Here is a 19,504-nt window from a genome sequence, read left to right on the forward strand (position 1 = left end):
CATCATGGGTCAAGGTAATTACTCCCACGCTGCGCACGCAGCACTGGTCGCCGACCGCGCGTCGGCATCCCGCACCGAAGTGTTCACCCAGCGCGGATGCCATGCGCTGATGAATCCCAACGGCCTGAAAATCCGCGAGTCGCGCGACAGCGTCGACCATCCCAACTCCCTTGGCATCGTGTTCGCGCTCGACGTCACCGGCTCCATGGGCGACATTCCGCAAAGCCTGGCCACCAGGGAGCTGCCGACCTTCATGGCGCTGCTGGGCGCGGTCGGCGTCGCCGATCCGCAACTGCTGTTCATGGCCATCGGCGACGCCACGTCCGACCGGGCGCCGTTGCAGGTCGGCCAGTTCGAGTCGACTGCGGAGCTGATGGACCAGTGGCTGACGTGGAGCTACCTGGAAGGCGGCGGCGGTGGCAGCGGCGAAGAAAGCTACGAGCTGGCGTTCTACATGGTGGCGCAGCACACCGACATGGATTGCTGGCTCAAGCGGCGCAAAAAGGGCTATCTGTTCATCACCGGCGACGAGCTGCCTTACCCGGCAGTGTCGCGCCACCAGATCGGCAGCCTGGTGGGCGATACGCTCGATGAAGACGTGCCGATCGCCGAAGCGATTGCGGCGGCGTCCGAAACGTATCACGTGTTTTTCCTGATTCCCGACCTGGGCCGGCGCGGCCGCTGCGAAAAGCGCTGGCGCGAGCTGCTGGGCGACCATGTGATCTGCATGGAGGAGCCGGGCGACGCCTGCGCGGTGGCCGCCGCCATCGTCGGCCTGACCGAGCGCGCCATTCCCGACATGGATGCGCTGGTGTCCACGCTGGGCGCCAACGCCATCGCCCCGCAGCGCGTGTCGGCCATCGTGCGCGCACTGCGTCCGTATGCCGACCTGCTCGATCCGGACGCCGCCTCCCGCGTGCATGTGCCGGCGGCGGGCACGCCGGCAACGCCGTCGGCCTGGTGGAAGCGCATGTTCGCATAAGGATGCCCATGTCTTCTACCCGTCTGGTGTCCCTGCTGGGTCTTGGCTTTGGCGATTGCGGCAAGGGCCTGTTTACCGATTACCTGTGCCGTCAATGGGACGCGCATACGGTGGTGCGTTTCAATGGCGGCGCCCAGGCCGGCCACAATGTGGTGCTGCCCGACGGGCGCCATCACACCTTCGCGCAGTTCGGCGCGGGCAGCTTCGTGCCGGGTACGGTCACCCTGCTCGCTTTCCCGGTGATCGTGCATCCGACCGCGCTGCTGGTGGAAGACGCGTACCTGCGCCGCGCAGGCGTGGACGATGCCCTGCTGCGCATCCTGATCGACGGGCGCTGCCGGGTCACCACGCCGTTTCATCAGGCTGCGGGCCGCATGCGTGAATTGCAGCGCGGGGCGCAGGCGCACGGCAGTTGCGGCGTCGGCGTGGGCGAGACGGCCGGCCACGGCATCGATCACCCCGACCAGATCGTCCGTTACGCGGACCTGGCGCAGCCGGCGCTGGCGCTGGCAAAACTGGAACTGATGCGGCGTACGCTGCGGGCCGGTTTCAGCGGGCGTTGCGCGGAGCGGGCCAAGCAGGACGCCTATGCCGCCGAATTGGCGGTACTGGACGATGCAAGCATGGCGTCGCGCTGGCTGGACCAGGTGGCGCAGCTGACGCGCCAGGTGCCGCCGGCCGCGCGCGCGCAGGTGTCGGCCCGGCTGCACCTGCCCGGCTGCGTGCTGTTCGAAGGGGCGCAGGGCGTGCTGCTCGATGAATGGCGCGGTTTTCATCCGCATACGACGTGGAGCAGCATTCATCCGGCGTCGGTAGAGGCGGTGGCGGCCGACGCCGGACCGCATGCGCGGATCGAACACCTGGGCATCCTGCGCGCGTACATGACGCGCCATGGAAACGGGCCGCTGCCGACGCACGATGCGCGGCTCGATCACCTGCCCGAACCGCACAATGCGTCGGACGGCTGGCAAGGGCGCTTCCGGCGCGGGCATCCGGACGCGCTGTTGCTGCGCTACGCGCTGCAGGCTGCGGGGCCGCTCGACGGCCTGCTGGTGAGCCATCTCGATGTGTTCGAGCGCGAACCGGGACTGCGCTGGTGCGCATGGTACGAAGACGATTCCGCGGACGAGGACTTGTGCACGCGCGACCTGATCTCGGGGCGGATCGAGTCGCTCGTGCCGGGTGCGGCGCAAGACCTGGCGCACCAGGAGCGGCTCGGTCGCCTGCTGGCGCGCGCTACGCCGCACTATGCGGGCGAGCCGGTGCCCGATGCCGCCGCTTTCGTGGCGCAAATCGAAGCGTTGGCCGGATTGCCGGTTTTGTTCGGATCGCACGGGCCGACATACGCCACGGTACAGATGTTGAAACCGTTGTCAAAACCGCACTCGACGTTATAAAAATACATTCATTTATTGAAATCAAGTTAATTTGCTTGTATTGTTGAAAACACAAACCCGAGGTTTGGGCTTTTCCTTCAAGCAAAGGCGCCATCTTGTCTACCAATCTACCCGAAGTGAGGCCGGCGATGTTTGCCGTTCCAATGATGCGGCTGTGGAGAAGTTTGAAAAGCTGGCGACAGTTCTCGGTCGGGCCGGTCTCGCTGTTCTACCGTTTCGGCCGCCGCGTGCCGGTGTCGAACAACCGCCGTCGCCAGCAGCAGCGCCTCAAGCTCGATTGCGCAACCCCTGTCACGGCGCCGGACAGCGCACTGACGCCCCGCGGTGCCTGCGAAAGCGAACGCGATGCGTCGACTGAAACGGCGCTGATCGTCGGTGTCGGTCCGGGGTATGGTTTCGAACTGGCGCGCCGCTTCGCCGCATCCGGCATGCGGGTGGCGCTGGCGTCGCGCAACGCCGAGCGGCTCGACGACCTGGTGGACGAACTCGGCGCCGGCGGTGGACAGGTCAACGCCTACGGCTGCGACGCCACCGACGAACGTTCGGTGGCCGCTTTGCTGGCCACGGTCACCGAGGAACTGGGCGCGCCGCATCTGGTGGTGTATGCGGTGCAGGGGTTTTGCCCCGGCACGGTGCTCGATACCGAAGTGCCGGCCTTCGAAGAAAGCTGGCGCCAGAACTGCCTGGGCGGCTTTATCGTGGCGCGCGCGGCAGCCCGCATGATGGTGCCCCTGGAACGCGGCAGCATCATCCTCACCGGGTCGACCTCGTCATTGATCGGACGTGAAGACCATCTAAACCTGGCGGTCGGCAAATTCGGCCTGCGCGCACTGGCGCAGGTGCTGGCACGCGAAGTGTGGCCCTCGGGGATCCATGTGGCGCACGTGGTGATCGATGCGGACGTGAAGGATTCGGATGTGTTCGAGGCCGGCTACACGCAGGCGGAACCGCGCCATCTGGCCGACGCGGTGTTCGGCCTGCATCGCCAGCCGCGCAGCGCGTGGACCAGCGAAATGGATTTTCGGCCCTGGAACGAAAAGTTCTGGCAGCACTGCTGAGCGGCGCGGGCACCGCCAGGATGTCAATCCCATCTGGAAAGACATTGCGCCATATCAAACAAGTACCAATCAACAGCGCAGTCGTATGACGCCGCGTTATAGTTGTTCAACTATTTAGTTGCACATAAGGCAATCGTCCCCGGTGCCAGCGCACGCTTGCTTGTGCTCGACCTCGCTGTTCCAGATTTCACGTGGCGCAAAGCGGCATTGAAGCAGCGCGCAAGACGCAACAAGCTGACAAGGAGAAACCGGCATGACGACCGAACTGGGCAAGTTCAAAGAAGCCTACGCCACCATGGTGGTAGCAACCTACGAGCCGCTGATCCTGCGCTGGATTTCCGGATGGACCTTGCGGACCGTCGCCGGCACGGTTGCCAAGCGCATGGCGCGGGCGGACGTGATGACCCGGGCCTCGGGGGTGTCGACGGCGATCCAGGTCGCCAGCGTGCAATCGGCCATCCGCGCCAGGCGCCTTCCCGCCGAGAGCGTGCTGTCCGATATCCTCAAGAACGCGCGCGCGGGGCAAGCCGCGTACCTCCAGGACGATGAGGTCGCCGGCGTCGCGAAGCTCGATATCACCGGTTTTCCCAGGGCCGTACTGTATCGAGGCATTATCCACCCCAACGGAATGACGATGCAGGTGACGGAGGCGCAAAAACGGCGTCAGGAGAGCGCCGCCGATGCCGAGGACATCCCGACCTTCGTTTCCGGCCTGGCCGAAACGCGCGACCTGGGCTTCGACCTGAAAGGGGCGCAGAGCCGCGTGTACGAGAACATGATGGTCGCCGCCCGCGAAGCCGAGCCCGGCCAGTTGGGCGCGCTCTTGAACAAGCACCTGAAGGATATCGGGCTCTACAATTTTTTCCCCGAGTTCAAGATCGAGGAGGCGCTCTCGCCCATCGGCATCGCGCATTTTTATCGCCAGCTGTATTTCAACGCCGACGAGGGTTTCGGTCCGATCGAGCAGGCCTTCACCGTGGCGCCGCTCGAAACGCTGGAGGTGGTCTACGAGACCGTGCGCAAGCAGATCCACGAGGAGTTGCTGGAAATGGGACTGGAGCAGGTGAGCGAAGCGGCCACCGAGGTCAAGAACACCGACGAGGTGTCGGACAAGGTGTCGAGCATGATCCAGCGCGACACCTCGGCGGCGATGTCGGCGAGCACCTCGGGCTCGATTGGCGTGTGGCAGGCCAGCGCCTCGGTCTCGGCCAGCTTCAAGAACGCCGGCCAGCGCAGCCGCGAGCAGACCTCGCGCCGGCTCAAGGAAGTGACCACGCGCGCCGCCGAACGCATCACCAAGACCTTCAAGCTGACCACGCGCGACGTGGATGAACTGACCACGACCAACCTCACGCGCCGCATCATCCGCAACGACAGTGCGGCGCCGGTCAGCTACGGCCTGCGCCGCGTGCTGCGGCGGGTGCGCGTGAAGGTGCAGGACCTCGGGCCGCGCCTGGTGTGGCAACTGTATGTGAGAACCCCGGGCAAGGGGCTGGCGCGCAGCAAATTCGTGCACTTCCGGGAATCGGGCCCGATCACCGTGCCGAATGAACCGCCCGGCTTGTCGCCGCGTCCGATCGGTGGGACCGATACCGGCTCCACCAGCTCCAGCCTCAAGTTCGGGCCGACCTATTACGTGACCCTGGTGGTGCAGCCGGGCGCGGACCGCAAGGTGACCTCGGTCAGTATCGATTCGATCACCGACCTGGAAGGCGGCGGCAAGGACGACCTTGCGCCCTCGCCCAGGAACGACAACCAGTGGGGCCCGGGTTGGGATGCGGCCGGAAGCAAATTTACCAAGCACATCGCGATCCTGCCAGGCGACAGTGCGAGCGTGAGCATCAGCTACACCTATGCCTGGGAACCGGCCGATGCTGTCATGGCCGCATGGGAAAAGAAGCGGCAGGAAGCGGTAGCGGCGATCTCCGAAGAACAGCTGAGCGCGAAGTTCGCCCGCGAAAAGGCGCTGATCACCGAACGCAGCAAGATCAAGGCGCGCCCGGCGGCGGACCTGCGCAAGGAAGAGCGGTACGAAGTGATGAACCGGATGGTGTCGCATCTGTTCGCGCACAGCAATCAGGGGCAGGATCCGAGCCCGCTGGAGATCGAGTTCTTCCACCGCTTTTTCGACATCGAGGCCATGTTTACCTACACCCATCCCTCGTGGTGGAAACCGCGCTATACACCCGTCGCCACCGGCCTTGAGCGCCCCGCCTACGAAATCACGGCGGAATCGGAGCCGGCCCCGCTGGGTAGCTCGCTGGGCTGGATGATCCAGCTCGACGGCGATGACCGGCGCAACGAGTTCATCAACAGCCCCTGGGTGCGGGTCTGCCTGCCGATCTACCCTGGCCGGGAGCGCGAGGCGATCGAGTGGCTGTCCAAGCATATCGAGGGCGGGGACGGCTACGATATCCACAGCGGGCCCCTGAGCGACCTGCTGGGGCAAGTGGAACAGTACCGCGGCCAGGAAGAAAGGCTGGGCATCAACGGCGCCGACTATGTGACGGTCGACTCGACCATCGGCGACGAATCCGGCGACCCCACCGGGCCGCTCAAGCCCGAGAACGTCTACCCGGTGGTGCAGGAGTACGAGGTGACGGTGCCGACCGAAGGTTTCGTCTATGACGAGCTGAAGCTTGTCTGAGCGTGCCGGAGGGACAATGCGATGACGGACATCATCGTCGCCTACGGCTGCGAGCTGCGCGACGCGAGCATCCACAAGGATCTGCTCGCCTTCCTGAACGCGCAGGCGACCTCGGCGGGTACGGACAAGTGGACGTATCCGCAGACCTCGCCCAGCCACAACATTCATCTGACCTACACCAAGGCCGGATTCGCCGCAGCCCTGAACAAGCCGCACGCGGTCGTCATCTACGATGGCCACTCGCGCATCGGCCAAGGGCCGGTGTTCGGCCCATCCGGCTTGCCCAGGTGCCCGGGCAAGTCCGCGTATGCCGTCAATCCCTGGGCGGACAATTTCCGCATGGGCTACGATTTTGCCGAGATCGATTGCATCGGTGACATCATGCACCATGGCACCAACCCGACCGAGTTCAAATTGCCGTCCTCATCCAAAGGCGTGTTCGCCTCGAAGGACATGAACAAGATCCTCGAGCGGGCGATCGGGGCCGGGACAAAGTGCGGAACGCGCAATGCGTGGCGCCTGCTGTCGGCCTGCGTCCCCAAGGTGGCGGCGCAGGTCAACTGCCGTGGCGAGACGCCCCTGGCGAAGCGCCATTTCTGGCGAAGCCGCGCGCACGATCGCGAATTCGATACACTGGTCGCGGTGGGCGATGCAGACCTGCGCAAAAGCAAGCTGGCCTGCGAAGTGCTGTTCATGAACTCGTGCTCGAGCAAGCGTCATTTTTTGGCCGCGCTACGCAGGCAAAAGGCGGCTGCCAAGTCGCACTGCGTGTTCTACGTGACGGCGGAAGTGTGCAGCGCCAACACCACCTTGACCTTCCTCAAAGCGGTGCTGGCCGGCACCAAGGTGGCCACCAGCGCGAAAGCCATATTGATCAAAATGAACGGCATGTCGGGCGCCGGCTTCATCAGCCTGGAAAAGTGAGCATATGGTACAAAGTCAAACTCCCAGCGTCCATGTCGAGCAGTTGATCCGTGGCGAGGCGGAAGCCATCGAGCGCGAGGAAACCGTGCTGGGCGAGCTGCTGCAGTCGCATCCTGAATGGGCTGAATCGGTACTGCCGTTCCTGGCGAGCGGCCAGGCGCCGCTGGTGGCGAACGCGCGGCGCCTGCTGACCATGTTCGACGAGCGGGCCCTGCTCACCATCGCCCGCGGCTACGAGGTGGACGATCCCACCGCGCGTTTCGAGATCCTCAACGTCCTGTGGGCACACCTGATCGGCATGACGCCGCGCGAGCGGCTATCCTGGCTCGAAGCGCTCGCAGTTTATCTGCTGCGAGGCCTGGACGACGCCCGTTTTCCGGCACGCTACCTGGCCGAGCCGGAGCTGGTCGAGATGGGCACTGTGCATCGCGTCTGCGACGAAACCTATCTGTTCCTTAACCGGCTGCTCGATTCCGAGTTCGACGACAGCGGCTTCGCGCGCATGGAAGCCGAGGCGCGCGACCCGGTGGTCAAGCAATTCGGGCGCCGGGCGCCCATGCTGCTTGCCTCCCCTGCCGCGAAGGCGCGCCAGCCGAGCGCGCTGGCCGAGCTCACTTTCGTCGCCAGCTTCACCAGCGAGTTCGCCACCCAGACTGCGCAGTTCGAACGCGACCAGGCCAAGGCGGGGCAATGGGCGCCCGCGCTCAAGGATTTTCTCGCCGTGGCGGTGGTGGATACGCCGCAGCCGGGCAAGGCGATCTTCGAGGTATCCGGCTTCATGGAGATGCTGGGGGCCATTCTGTTCGTCAATCCGTCCAAGCCGAAGACCTCGGCCTTTCGCCCGGCGCAGTCCGTCAAGCGCGTCAATATCATCACCCACGGCAATCCCGGCCTGATCGCGCTCTCGGGCAGCGTCGACAAGACGGGCGCGGTGAAGCTGGCCACGCATCCATCCGCGGGACCGGACCTGCAGGGTCCGATCGATGTGGCTGCGGTACAGATGGCCAACAATCCGGGCCTGTACCTCGATAATGGCGAAGCGCTGGTGCAGTCGCTGCGCGACCGCTTCGCGCCGGATGCCGAGATTTTCCTGATTGCGTGTAACAGCGCGAGCGGCACCGCCCTGCCGCTGATGCAGGACTTGAAGGGCCTCTTCAAGGTGACGATCAGGGCATACAGCAAGGAGATCGCCTACTGCCCGACGCTCGACGCTACCCACATCATCGACCGCGCCCTCACCACCACCACCAACTGCAACGACGGCAGCGCGCAGCGCGGGTACAAGCACCTCAAACCCGACAGGAGCGTGTGAGTCACCCTGGCCGACGGCGCTCGATCTTGGCCGCGCGTCAGCCGGGCAAGGCGCTGCAACTGCTGCGCGGCGGCAGTTGCGTCTGGCCGACCGTCCAGTAAGTTGGGTAGGCTTTCCAGGCGGCGCCCTGGCGCGCCGGCTTTCCGTTGACGAACAGGTTCTTTACGTCGTTCAGCAGCGGCAAGGTCGATGCAACGTAGGTATGCGCTGGAAAATCTTCGGGAATGAAGGAGACGATGCTGTCGATGTCCTTGACTTCAGCCTGCGGTTTGTTGCCGCAGCCGACGCGCGGGTAAAAATGCACGTCCTGCGATAGTTGCATGGCAAAGTCGAACGGCGATAAATACACGGTGGTGCGCTCGGCGACTTTGAGGTAATTCTGCCCGTAGTGTATAAAGACGTCGCGGTCGACATCGGGTGCGGCGAGGATGATCTGGCCGAACGGCTTCTTTTCGCCGGGAAGTACCTGCATGCGCGAGATGACGCGCAGCAGCGGGCGATTGCCCATGCTGTGCGCGATGATGTGCACTTTTCTCCCGCCCGCCGTCGCGCGCACCGTTTTCAAAAACGCTTCGAGGTGAATCTCGCTGGCGTCGGCGGTGGCTTCATCGTGCGTATATTTACGATAATTCTTGTTGGCGGCCCACGAAAAAAACATCATGTTATTCGGTGGGACATTCAGGTCGAAACCGAGTTGCGCGGCCCTGAGCGCGGCGTCTTCGAACGAATTGTTGTAGCCGTGGATGAAAACCAGCAGGTAGCCGCTTTCCGGATTGGCGGCAGCGCCCAGCTGGCTTTTGGCGAGCGCCATGAAACTGCCCTGGCTGTGGACTTCGATATTGCCCTGGGCAATGGCCAGGCGCGTATCCCGCGTGGAAAAAATGCCGTTCTCACCCAGGGAACCAGTCATTCGCCCCTTCGGAATGGTGACGATCACCCGGCCGTAATGCACGCCGGCGGCGCGCTGGTCCAGGTAAGCCGTTCTTGCGCTATTGGGCATGCGCGAGGTTCCATAAAGAACCGGGTACTTGACTTCCTTGTCGGTATAGGCGGCCTTGACTTCCGGGATTGGCGGCGGCCGGTGCGACTCAGGCATGGCGCACGATGCCAGCAGCAAGGAGACGACGATCAGCGCGACAGCACGTTTCATGGAGGGCCTGTTAAGCGGGTGTTGGCGACTGCGCAGGAGTTGCCTGGCTTTGCCCGGAAAAGGAATCAGGACAGTTAACGGCACGAGTTCGACAAGGCCGGAAGATCGGCATCCGCCGACGCGATGCCGGCGGATGCAGTCGGTTTGGCGATGCGCAGCACCGCCGCCGAGGTCCTTACACGTTGACGCCGAAGGACGATGCCAGTGGGCCGAGGCCGCCGTTGAAGCCCTGGCCAACCGCGCGGAATTTCCAGTCGCCGGAATGACGGTAGATTTCGCCGAAAATCATGGCCGCTTCGGTCGAGCCGTCTTCGGACAGATCGAAACGCGCGATTTCGCTATCGTTCGCGGCGTTGACGCAGCGGATGAAGGCGTTCGACACCATGCCGAAGTTTTGCTTGCGCGCCGGTGCGTCGTGAATGGTGACGCAGACCGAAATTTTTTCGACATCGGCCGGTACGCGGCTCAGATCGACAGTGAGGCTCTCGTCGTCGCCGTCGCCGTCGCCGGTACGGTTGTCGCCGGAGTGAACCACGCTGCCATCAACCGATTTAAGGTTGTTGTAGAAGATCATGTCGGTGTCGGCGCGGACTTTGCCGTCGGACTTCAGCATGAATACGGTGCCGTCGAGGTCGAACTCGACGCCGCTGGTGGAGCGGGCATCCCAGCCCAGACCGATTACCATTTTCGTCAGGCCGGGCGCTTCCTTGCTCAGGTTGACGTTGCCACCCTTGGTCAGACTAATTGCCATCTTCAATTCTCCTGTTTTAATGACTGCACGAGCCGTCATTATAGGGGCTGTGCGCGCACATGACAGGAGGCGCTGGCAAAAAAGTCAAGGTGCGCCGCCGCTTACTGCGCTTTCAGGTAGTCGAGCAGGTCGAGGCGCTCGTCTTTGGTGAGCGGCTGCAGCGTTTGCGCGCCGTCGACGCGGACCACGGTGCCGTATTCGTGGCCGGCGTTGCTGTTGCCGGCAAGCGCGGTGTCGAACAGGAAGCCGTCGTAGCCGTCGCTCCTCAGTCCCACTTTGACCGGATCGAATTCGCGCGAGCCGGTGCGAAAGCTGGCCGGCCGGCATTCGGCCTGTTTGTCGCCGGCCGCGCATTGCGCAGGCAGCAGCAAGTCGTACAAGGTCGGCACCGAGCCGTTGTGCAGGTACGGCGAGGTGGCCCAGATGCCGTTCAGCGCGCGACCCTTGTAGGCGCGTAAGGACGCGTACGGGTCGATGGTGGTGTCGATGGTGTAGTTGCCCTGCTTGTTGGAGGGCTTGATCTCGTTGCTGGAGTAGGCCTTGGACATGTTGTTCAGCCATTCGGCCCAGCGCTGCACGAACGACTTGTCGGGATCGCGCGTTTCGAGCACGTTCATGGTGGCCTTGGTCAGCAGCGCGGCAATCGGCGCTTTCTTGTCGAGCAGGATATTGCCGACGTTGGCGCCAACGTACTCATTGCGCAGGATGCCGGAGTAGCCCAGGTACTTGACGCTGTTGTCGGCCATGGCGGGATCGGTGCCGACTTCGTCGAGCCCGGACATGTGGGCGACGATGCGGCGCGCCGGCGAGCTGCGCTCGATGCTGGCGTGGCAGCTGACGCAGTGCTGGTTGAACAGGCGCTCGCCGCGCAATACCCGCGCCGGGTCGATCGAGGCGGCGCCGAATACCTCGCGCGGCCACTGGGGCGATTGCAGCGAAGCGAGATGGTTCTCGATCAGACGCAGGTTTTCCACGTTGACCGAGGAGTCGAAGCGCAGCGCCTGTTGTTTGAAACCCTTCCCGGCCAGCAGCGAACCGAGCGAATAGTCGGTGGTTTCGTGCCAGTTGAGGGTGCCAAAGACGCCGATCACCTCGCCGGCGTTGCGGCCCAGCGGGCCGAGGCCGGCGTTGTTGCCCAAGCCGTTCCACTGGACCACGTCGTGCTGGGGCACATCCCACAGGAAGGGGTAGCTGACGGGGGCGTCGGCGTCGATGAACAGCTCGCCCCGGAGCCAGTCGATGTCGTCCTGGGTCTTGGCCAGACGCGTGATGACCTGGTCGCGCTGGGTCGAACTGAGGGTGGCGCCGACCCCGGCCAGCGCCTCGCTGATCTGCGCAGGCGTGTATTTGTTGCGCAGGACCGCTTCGAGCTGGGTGCGGTTGAGCAGGTGTTCGAGGGTGCGGTTGTAGATGCGGCCGAACGCGTCCAGGCGCGCGTAGCCATAGTCGGTCGGGCTATGGTTGATGACGTTGTAGCTGACCAGGCGCTGGGTATAGACGCGGATGTCGTCGATCACCTCGGCCGCGCTGGCGTAGGCGCCGCGCGCCAGCACTTCCTTGACGAAGCGCTGCTGCACCGCCGGCTCGTCGCGCACCGCCTTCATCGACGCGGTCAGGGATGTGAGGAAGCCCACCATGTCGGCGCCGCCCGGTCCGCCGTCGATGCGCAGCGCCAGGCCGCGGTAATTGATCTGCGCCGTGTGGCAGGCGGCGCAGGTCAGGCCGATATAGTCCTTCTTCAGATAGCCGTCCTTGACGAAGCCGACCGGCAGCGCGTCCGGATTGGATGCCGTGGCGCGTTGCGGGAGGTAGCGGAAGCGGTTCATGTGCTCGTTCGCACGGAACAGGCTGGTGGCGCCCGGCTGTTCGAGCACCATGAAAAAGTCGTACGGCAGCAGGTTCGATCCTTGGGTCGTGGTGTAGAACCACAGGCTGTCCTCGGGCTTCCAGTTCTGGTCGAGATAGGCCACTTTGGTGAAGCTGTCGCCGAACAGGTCGGCGGAGACCAGGGCGGCGCCGCGCCCGGGGTCGTTGTCGGACTTGTCCTGGTGGTGGAACAGGGCCACGATCAGCGGCGGCAGGACCAGCACCAGGATCAGAAGGAGGACGATGGCAAGCAGCCAGTGCTTGCGTAAGCGGCGAAGCATGATCGAGTACCCCCAGCGTGATTGGTGTGCATACTGAGCGAGTGCCTGTTCATGGTACGCCCGGCAGACGGGCGCTGCAATACTGTCGAAACGACCAGATTGAAATATTCCCCGCTATGTGCACACCGTCACTTGCGCTGCGTGGCGCGCAGCAAGGTCCCGGCGGCGTTGTCTTCGAAGCGGCCGGCTTCTTCGATATAGCCTTGCACCGTGCCGTCGTGGCGCCAGCCGCCCTGCCGTTTGATGTCGCGGAAATTGGCGCCGGCGCGGTGCGCGCTGGTGGCCATGCCGCGCCGCAGGCTGTGGCTGGACAGGTCGGGCACGTAATCGAGGCCGGCCAGGCGCGCGCACTGTTCGAGGATGGTGTTGACGCTGCCTTCGTGCAGGGCGGCGCCGGACACCTCGCCCCATTTGCTGATCGGACGGAACAGCGGGCCGTCCGCAATGCCGGCGGCGGCCAGCCAGCGCCGCAGCGCAGTGGCCGGGCAGCAGGCGCCGTCGCCGTAGGGAATCGCCTTGACGATGCCCTCCCCCATCTGGTCGGTCTTCGAGCGCGGCAGGGTGATGGTCAGGCCTTCGGTTTGCCAGCCGAGGTGGCTTACTTCAATGGCGACCAGCTCGCTGCGGCGCAAGCCGCCGAAAAATCCGATTTGCAGCAAGGCGTTGTCGCGCGCGGCCTTGAGCGTTGCCAGGCTGGCGAGCTGGCCGACGATGCGTTCGAGGTCTTCGAGCGGCAGCGCCTTGGCTTTCTTTTTGGGCTTGCCGTTGGTGCGCGCAATACCGGCCAGGGTCTTGCGCACCGTGGGCGTGGACGCCGGATCGGTAAAGCCCTGATGCACGTGCCACTGGGACAGCGCGGTCAGGCGCAGCGCCAGGGTGCGCGGATTGAGCGACGCGGCAAACGCCAGCAGGTAGCGAATCATGCTCGGCTCGTCGGCGGGCAAGACGCCGCCCCAGGTGAGGTAATGCTTGATGGCCGAGCGGTAGGCGCGGCGCGTGTTGTCGGAGGTTGCGGCGGCAAGGAAGGCGCGGTGCTGCGCGTTCAGCTCGGCATCCAAGGGCGTAACGGCGTTACGCGGGGGCGTTACGGCACCGGCGGACACTGCTGGAACTGAGACCAATTCATCAGGCATGGCAAGACGCGGGAAAACGCGATGTGTCAGGGGCGAGCAGGAAACAGGCTGCGGGGGCAGCCCTGGAAATCGGGACGGTCATGAAAACCGGCCATAGCGTAACAAAGAACTGGTTCATGTTCAGGGCGGGAGCCGGTAGCGCTGTTCACGATAGAGCAAGGACGGCAGCATGACATGCGCCATTGCACGGTCGACCTGCGCCGGCGTTGGCGCGGCCGTTCCGATCCGCAAGTCGCCCTTGGCAGCGTCATATTGCCCAAGAAGCGCTGGCTGGCCCGGTCGCAGGATGGTGGCTGCGCCATCCTCGACCCAGGCGAAGTAATTGTCGAACTGGAGCAGCGCTCGCCCGGGCGTGCTGCTGTCCAGCGCCAGATCGCGGCCGATCATCGGGTGTTCGCTGGTCACCCCCATCAACGATAGCAGGGTTGGCCCCAGATCGATCTGACTGGCAATGGTGGTGATATTTTGTTGCTTCATGTCCGCGCCCAGAATCAGACCGGGAATATGGAATTTCTTTATCGGGACCAAGGAGTCGCCGTAGACCCGATTGTCGTGGTCAGCGACGATCAGGAACAGCGTGTCCTTCCAGTACGCCTCCTTTTTCGCCGCCCGGATAAATTTTCCCAAGGCATAGTCGGCGTATTTGACGGCGTTGTTGACTGTCTGCTTGTTCGGTTCGTGCAGTGCGATCTTCCCATCCGGGAACTCGAACGGCTCATGGTTCGACGAGGTAAAAATCAGGCTGAAAAACGGCTTGCCCTGGGTATGCAGTTGCTGCAGTCGTTCCAAGGACTTATCGAACAGGTCTTCGTCGGAAGCACCCCAGCTACCTTCGAAGCGAGGGCGCATATCGCGCCGGTCAACCACCTTCTGGAACCCGTTGCCGGTGAAAAAGCTGCGCATGTTATCGAAATGCGCTTCGCCGCCATAGACGAATTCGGTGTGGTATCCCTGCTTACCCAAGCCCAAGGCGAGGGTGTAAAAATTTTGCTGAGCCAGCGATAGCTTGACAACGCTGCGCGCGGGGGTGGGCGGGTAGCCGGCGACGACCGCCTCGATGCCACGCACCGATCTGGTGCCGGTTGCATACAGGTTGTCGAACCACCAGCCGTCCTGCTTGAGCTTTTCGAGTTCGGGCGTCACTGGCACGCCGCCCAGCGATTCGACAAAGGTCGCACCCAGACTCTCTTCCAGCACGATCACCAGGTTGAGCGGCCGCGCGCGTTGCCGCACCGGGGTTTGCCGGTGCAACGTTGGAAGTTCGCTTGACGTGAACTGGTAGGTTTTCAGCCACGGCGCTGCCTTGACTTGGGCAAACACCTGATCGCGTGCGAATTTTCCGTAAATCTCGGACGAGTTGGCTTCTTTGCGTAGCGAATAGACCGCATCAAGCACCGACCACGGGGAATTGATGATCAATGAGTTGACCAGGGCGTCACCGCTGAGAGCGAACATCGCCGGATTGGCCGGACGGTGCGCGGTTGTGGAGCGTATTTGAAATGCCACCAACAACAAGACCAGCGGCCAACTCAGCAGCAGGCGCTTGGCTGGCCAGGGTGTGGCGCGTGCCGATGAGGCCACGAATACCCTGTTCAACACAAATCCCAGCACGACTGTCCCGAACAAACTCAACAGCGTTGCAAGCCGAAAGCCGTTCCAAAGAGTAGCAAACACCTCGGCGGGGTAAGACAGATATTCGACGAAAAGGCGGTTTGGCCGCACGTCGAACTGCATGATGAATTGCGGGGTGGCCAGCTCCATGAAGACGATGAAGGTCAAGGCGGCGCTAGCCCACCATGCGGTCCCGCTATTCCACCACTTTTGCACGGGTCGAAAAGCGGACAGTGGCGCGAGTGCCAAGGGAACGAGCAGCAAATATCCCAGCAAGATCAGGTCGGCGCGTATGCCCTGGACGAACGTGCTGACAACAATCGCTGCGCCCGACACGCGGTCCCATTGCCAGATCACGAGCGCAAGCCGGGACGCCGACAGTATCACCAGGCCGGCCAGTAGCAGGTGAACAAGCGTCAGGTACTGCCCAGTCCATCGAAAGCGATGCGCGAACCATTTTGAGTAGCTTTCAAAAAACCGGGCAATCGCAAATCTTGTCATTGTTATTCTTTGTGGGTAAGTTGGCCAGGCGCCCGAGGCGCGGCTAAAACGGGTCGCCGCAACAATACGCTATGTTGCGTTAAATTTTCGTTAAAACCCGCAGAGTCGGTTCATGGAGGTGTCGCAGGAAGGCGGCTGGGGCGCACAAATCGGCATCCAAAGGCGTAACGGCGTTACGCAGGGGCGTTTCGGCACCGGCGGACACTCCTGGAACGAGGACGAATTCATCAGGCATGGCGGGACGCGGCAAAACGCGGTTTGTAACGGCGATTACACAGCATATCACGGCGGGGCGGCGAATAACTCACGATAACATCTCTTATCGAGACTAACAACAGTGCGATCTTAAATTTCTGGTTAGCGTAATATGATATGATATTACGTAACACGTAATACGTTATCTTATTCGGGAGTCTCAAAATGGCACGTGCCGGCATCCTCTATTCCCACGTTGCAGCCGCCGCTGCCGGGCTCGCTGCCGATAACAAGAATCCCACGGTCGATACCGTTCGTGAAGCGCTTGGCGGTACGGGCAGCAAAAGCACGATCGCGCCCATGCTCAAGCGCTGGAAGGAAGAGCACCAGCAAACGCCCTCTCCGGCCGGTCCCGGCGTGCCGCCGAGCCTGTTGCAAGCCGTCAAAGGGGTGTATGAGTCGATCAAGACCGATTTCCAGCAGGATCTGGACGTCGAAAAGCTCGCCCACGCCGCCGGGCTGCGCCAGCTGGCCGATGAGCTTGAAAAATCGCGCTTGCACCAGGCTGCGCTTGAGCAGCGCGTCAATACGCTCGACAGCGAGCTGGCCAGCGCCAACACCACCGTCGCGCATATGCATCAGGCCAATCATCTGTTGACGGTCGACCTGGCCGGCGCCCGCAGCGAACAGGCCGGCCTGCAGCAGCGCCTGTCCGACCGCGCGGCCGAAGTGGCCGCCCTCAACGCCCAGCTGACCCAGGCGCGCGCCCAGTTCGACCATTACCACGAGGCCACCGCCACCCAGCGCGCCGAGGAGCGCCAGGGTTTCGAGCAGCGCGCCGCGCTGGTGGACAGCGAACTGGTGACCTTGCGCCAGCAGTTGCTCCACCACAAAGGCCAGGCCGCGCAGTTTGCCGGCCAGCTATCCCAGGCGACCAGCGAAAACGCCCGCCTGCATCAGGCGGCGGAAGCGGCGCAAGGTGACGCCGCCCGGGAACGCAGCGGGGCCGAGCGCGCCGCATTCCAGGCGGCCACCCTCTCTTCCCAGCTCGACAAATTGCAGGCGCAGCACGACGCCATGCAGGCCCAACTGAATGAAAGCAGGATTGCCCAGGCAGTCAGGGCGCGCGAGTCGGAAATCGTGGCGTTGCGATTGAAACAGGCCGAACGCGAAGCGCAGGCCGGTACGCAGGAAAAGCAGGCGCTGCTGCGCCAGTTGACGGTGCTCGAAACCGAGCTGCGCCAGGAGCGGGAACTGGCCCGCCAGCGCGACCTTGCGCCGCCCGCGTCAAGCCAGCCCGGCCCCTGATCGCCGCCCGCGACAGAGGCTATCTCAACATGGGGGAGCGTTCAACGATTGCCACGGCGTGCAGCCTCGACTGCTGTCAGACCTCTTCCCAGTTGTTGATGGCGACCACGGCATTTCCTACTTGTTTCAAATGACGCGCATGTGGCGCCGGACGACGCACCGTGTGGGGCGTTGCCGACTGCATCGGCGCGTGTTCAGCGCGATGCTCCTTTGGGATCTTAAACACACTGACCTCTTGTACCAGATTGCTCGCTTGATCCTCCAGCGACCCGGCGGCGGCGGCGGCCTCCTCGACCAGCGCGGCATTTTGCTGTGTTACCTCATCCATTTGACAGATGGCTTGGTTGATCTGCTCGATGCCTAAGGTTTGCTCCTGGCTCGCTGCCGTGATCGCACCCATAATGTCCGTCACGCTCTCAATGCTGCTGACAATGGCGTGCATGGTCAATCCTGCCTGGTCAACCAGCTTGGCACCAATCTCGACTTTTTCGACAGAGTCACCAATTAATGTCTTGATTTCTTTGGCAGCGGCGGCCGAGCGTTGCGCCAGGTGGCGCACTTCGCTGGCGACTACCGCGAAACCTCGGCCCTGTTCACCTGCCCTGGCCGCCTCGACAGCGGCGTTCAAGGCCAGGATGTTGGTTTGAAATGCGATGCCGTCGATCACGCCGATGATGTCGACGATCTTTTTCGACGACGCGTTAATTGCCCCCATGGTGTCGATCACCTGTGAAACGACCACGCCGCCCTTTGACGCAACTTCGGACGCGGACACAGCCAATTGATTCGCTTGGCGCGCATTGTCGGCGTTCTGTTTCACGGTACTGGTGAGCTCTTCCATCGACGACGCAGTCTCTTCGAGCGAGCTGGCCTGTTGTTCCGTGCGCGACGACAGGTTGAGGTTCCCGGCGGCTATCTGGGAGGACGCGGTGGCGATGGTGATGCTCGATTGCCTGACTTCGCCGATCGTTTGCGCCAATTTTAGTTGCATTTCTTTCATCGCATTCAGCAGACTGTGATGGTCGCTTTTCTTTGTGGCAACTGCAACGGTCAAGTCGCCTGCAGCGATACCTCGCACGATCTGTGCCGCGTAGCCGGGTTCACCGCCAATGTCGCGATAGATGTTGCGTATCAGTAAAAAGCCAGCCAACGCCGCTAACAGTATGCCTAATGCAATCGCAATAATCATGCTGTTGCGCAATGCAAGATAACGGCCGCCCGATTGTCTATATTCCTTTTTTGCCTCGCCGACCTGAAGCATGCGTAGCCTGTCGATGCCTTCTTTGACAGCGGGAAGCAAGGTTTGGAATTGCTCGTGCACCTGTTTGGCATCCTCGATTTTTCCTTCTCGCAAGGCGCCGATTGCGGGAAACAACCCTTCCTTGACCATTTTCGTTCGGTCTACGGCAAATTTGTTCGCCAGCACACTTTCTTCCGGCGTCAGATACGTCGCCATGTACTCGCCCCAAGTCTTGTTGATCTCTTCGGCATTTTTTTCGATGAGATCAGACTTGGCCTTGATGTTAGATGCAATCGGGTCCAGTAGCGCCTGCGCCAACGCCAGCCGGTTCCGCAACAATAAGCTCTCAATTCGCGTGACCTGTTCCAGGGCCACCGTGCGATCCTCGTAGACGGTCTTCAATCCTTCGTTTGCCTTATTCATTCCGTACAGGCCCAACAGCCCGACGCCGATGGACAATAGGGCGAGAAAGACGACGACACCGCTTAAGCGTGCCTTGATTGTCATTTTCATTCTTGGCTTCCTGACTAAAAACTATTCGGATGGGTTGTCTTTTGCTACGCAGCCAAGTCTGTCTGTCTTGGTCGTCCGATATTCAGGGCGACAGAGTACGATGTGCAGAAGCAGTATCGATTCGATTTTTAGGAATAGTCCGGAGAGGATCAGATCAGGCCATGAGAAGTGCCATGGACACTCTATTCAAGGGCTAATCGCAACAAGGATGGGGTTGCGTTTACGGTGCGAATTTGGAGCAAATGGAGAACGGCAAATTAAGGTGGCAGAAAGAAGGTTATACCAGCAGTTTTCCTGGCGCAACCAGTGGTTTCTAACAGGTGTTGATTTAATCGCCCTGCCCGTCAACTGTTCGCGGACGGCAAACGTTGTTCCTCGACTCGATCACGTACATTCGGGCAAGTCAGCAGAGCTTTCGCTGCGAAGGAGTGAAACGTGTCAGCGACAACGGAATAACTAAGTCGCTGGCCAGTTCGATGCGCCACGAAGATATGGCCGTCGGTGCCTAAGCTCGACTTTGTCCAACTATCTCGCGTAGCAGACGGTTTCTGTCAGGCGCTCAAATAGGGCACGCGGGATTTTCACCATATCGCATTGGCTCCCCGACCCTTTGTAATTCTCTTCACTCCACAGCG

13 protein-coding genes are annotated in these 19,504 nt (G+C 62.4%); 7 read left to right on the forward strand and 6 right to left on the reverse strand.

The genetic code is table 11. The annotated features are described in order from the left end of the window. Positions 1-4: 4 nt before the first annotated feature. The 6 genes from F2P45_RS19070 to F2P45_RS19095 all read left to right on the forward strand — a co-directional run bounded on the left by F2P45_RS19070 (position 5) and on the right by F2P45_RS19095 (position 8,320). The gene (locus tag F2P45_RS19070; RefSeq protein ID WP_166878564.1) at positions 5-982 is read left to right on the forward strand and encodes a VWA domain-containing protein; all 978 of its coding nucleotides are present in this window, start codon (positions 5-7) and stop codon (positions 980-982) included. Between the two features lie 8 nt (positions 983-990). Continuing rightward, complete coding sequence (locus F2P45_RS19075) at positions 991-2,379, forward strand: adenylosuccinate synthetase (RefSeq protein ID WP_166878567.1); 1,389 nt, start codon at positions 991-993, stop codon at positions 2,377-2,379. Between the two features lie 164 nt (positions 2,380-2,543). After that, positions 2,544-3,437 (forward strand): SDR family NAD(P)-dependent oxidoreductase, encoded by an 894-nt coding sequence (locus F2P45_RS19080; RefSeq protein ID WP_223164787.1) that lies wholly within the window; start codon positions 2,544-2,546, stop codon positions 3,435-3,437. 253 nt (positions 3,438-3,690) lie between these two features. Next, a complete protein-coding gene (locus F2P45_RS19085) occupies positions 3,691-6,084 on the forward strand; it encodes a hypothetical protein (protein WP_166878570.1) in 2,394 nt (797 codons plus the stop codon). Positions 6,085-6,105: 21 nt separating this feature from the next. Continuing rightward, positions 6,106-7,008, forward strand: a complete 903-nt coding sequence (locus F2P45_RS19090) for a hypothetical protein (protein WP_166878573.1) — start codon at positions 6,106-6,108, stop codon at positions 7,006-7,008. A gap of 4 nt (positions 7,009-7,012) precedes the next feature. Further along, entirely contained in the window at positions 7,013-8,320 is a 1,308-nt protein-coding gene (locus tag F2P45_RS19095) for a hypothetical protein (RefSeq protein ID WP_166878575.1), read from the forward strand. A 37-nt stretch (positions 8,321-8,357) separates the two neighbouring features. Here the strand turns inward: F2P45_RS19095 and F2P45_RS19100 are convergent, their stop codons facing one another. From F2P45_RS19100 to F2P45_RS19120, 5 genes are all read right to left on the reverse strand, one after another. Beyond that, a complete protein-coding gene (locus tag F2P45_RS19100; protein ID WP_166878578.1) occupies positions 8,358-9,470 on the reverse strand; it encodes an alpha/beta hydrolase in 1,113 nt (370 codons plus the stop codon). A gap of 175 nt (positions 9,471-9,645) precedes the next feature. Beyond that, positions 9,646-10,221, reverse strand: coding sequence for a TerD family protein (locus tag F2P45_RS19105; RefSeq protein WP_166878581.1), 576 nt, complete (start codon positions 10,219-10,221; stop codon positions 9,646-9,648). A gap of 101 nt (positions 10,222-10,322) precedes the next feature. Then, positions 10,323-12,368: a di-heme-cytochrome C peroxidase gene (locus tag F2P45_RS19110; protein WP_166878584.1), complete on the reverse strand. Its 2,046-nt coding sequence runs from the start codon at positions 12,366-12,368 to the stop codon at positions 10,323-10,325. A 128-nt stretch (positions 12,369-12,496) separates the two neighbouring features. Continuing rightward, entirely contained in the window at positions 12,497-13,426 is a 930-nt protein-coding gene (locus tag F2P45_RS19115; RefSeq protein WP_229505167.1) for a site-specific integrase, read from the reverse strand. A 195-nt stretch (positions 13,427-13,621) separates the two neighbouring features. Further along, entirely contained in the window at positions 13,622-15,613 is a 1,992-nt protein-coding gene (locus F2P45_RS19120) for an LTA synthase family protein (RefSeq protein ID WP_166878589.1), read from the reverse strand. Between the two features lie 420 nt (positions 15,614-16,033). Between F2P45_RS19120 and F2P45_RS19125 the strand changes: the two genes are divergently transcribed. After that, entirely contained in the window at positions 16,034-17,116 is a 1,083-nt protein-coding gene (locus tag F2P45_RS19125; protein WP_166878591.1) for a DNA-binding protein, read from the forward strand. Positions 17,117-17,192: 76 nt separating this feature from the next. Here the strand turns inward: F2P45_RS19125 and F2P45_RS19130 are convergent, their stop codons facing one another. After that, positions 17,193-18,869, reverse strand: a complete 1,677-nt coding sequence (locus F2P45_RS19130; protein ID WP_166878594.1) for a methyl-accepting chemotaxis protein — start codon at positions 18,867-18,869, stop codon at positions 17,193-17,195. Positions 18,870-19,504 lie beyond the last annotated feature (635 nt).

Origin of the sequence: Massilia mucilaginosa (assembly GCF_011682145.1) — a bacterium.
Lineage (GTDB): Bacteria > Pseudomonadota > Gammaproteobacteria > Burkholderiales > Burkholderiaceae_D > Telluria_A > Telluria_A mucilaginosa.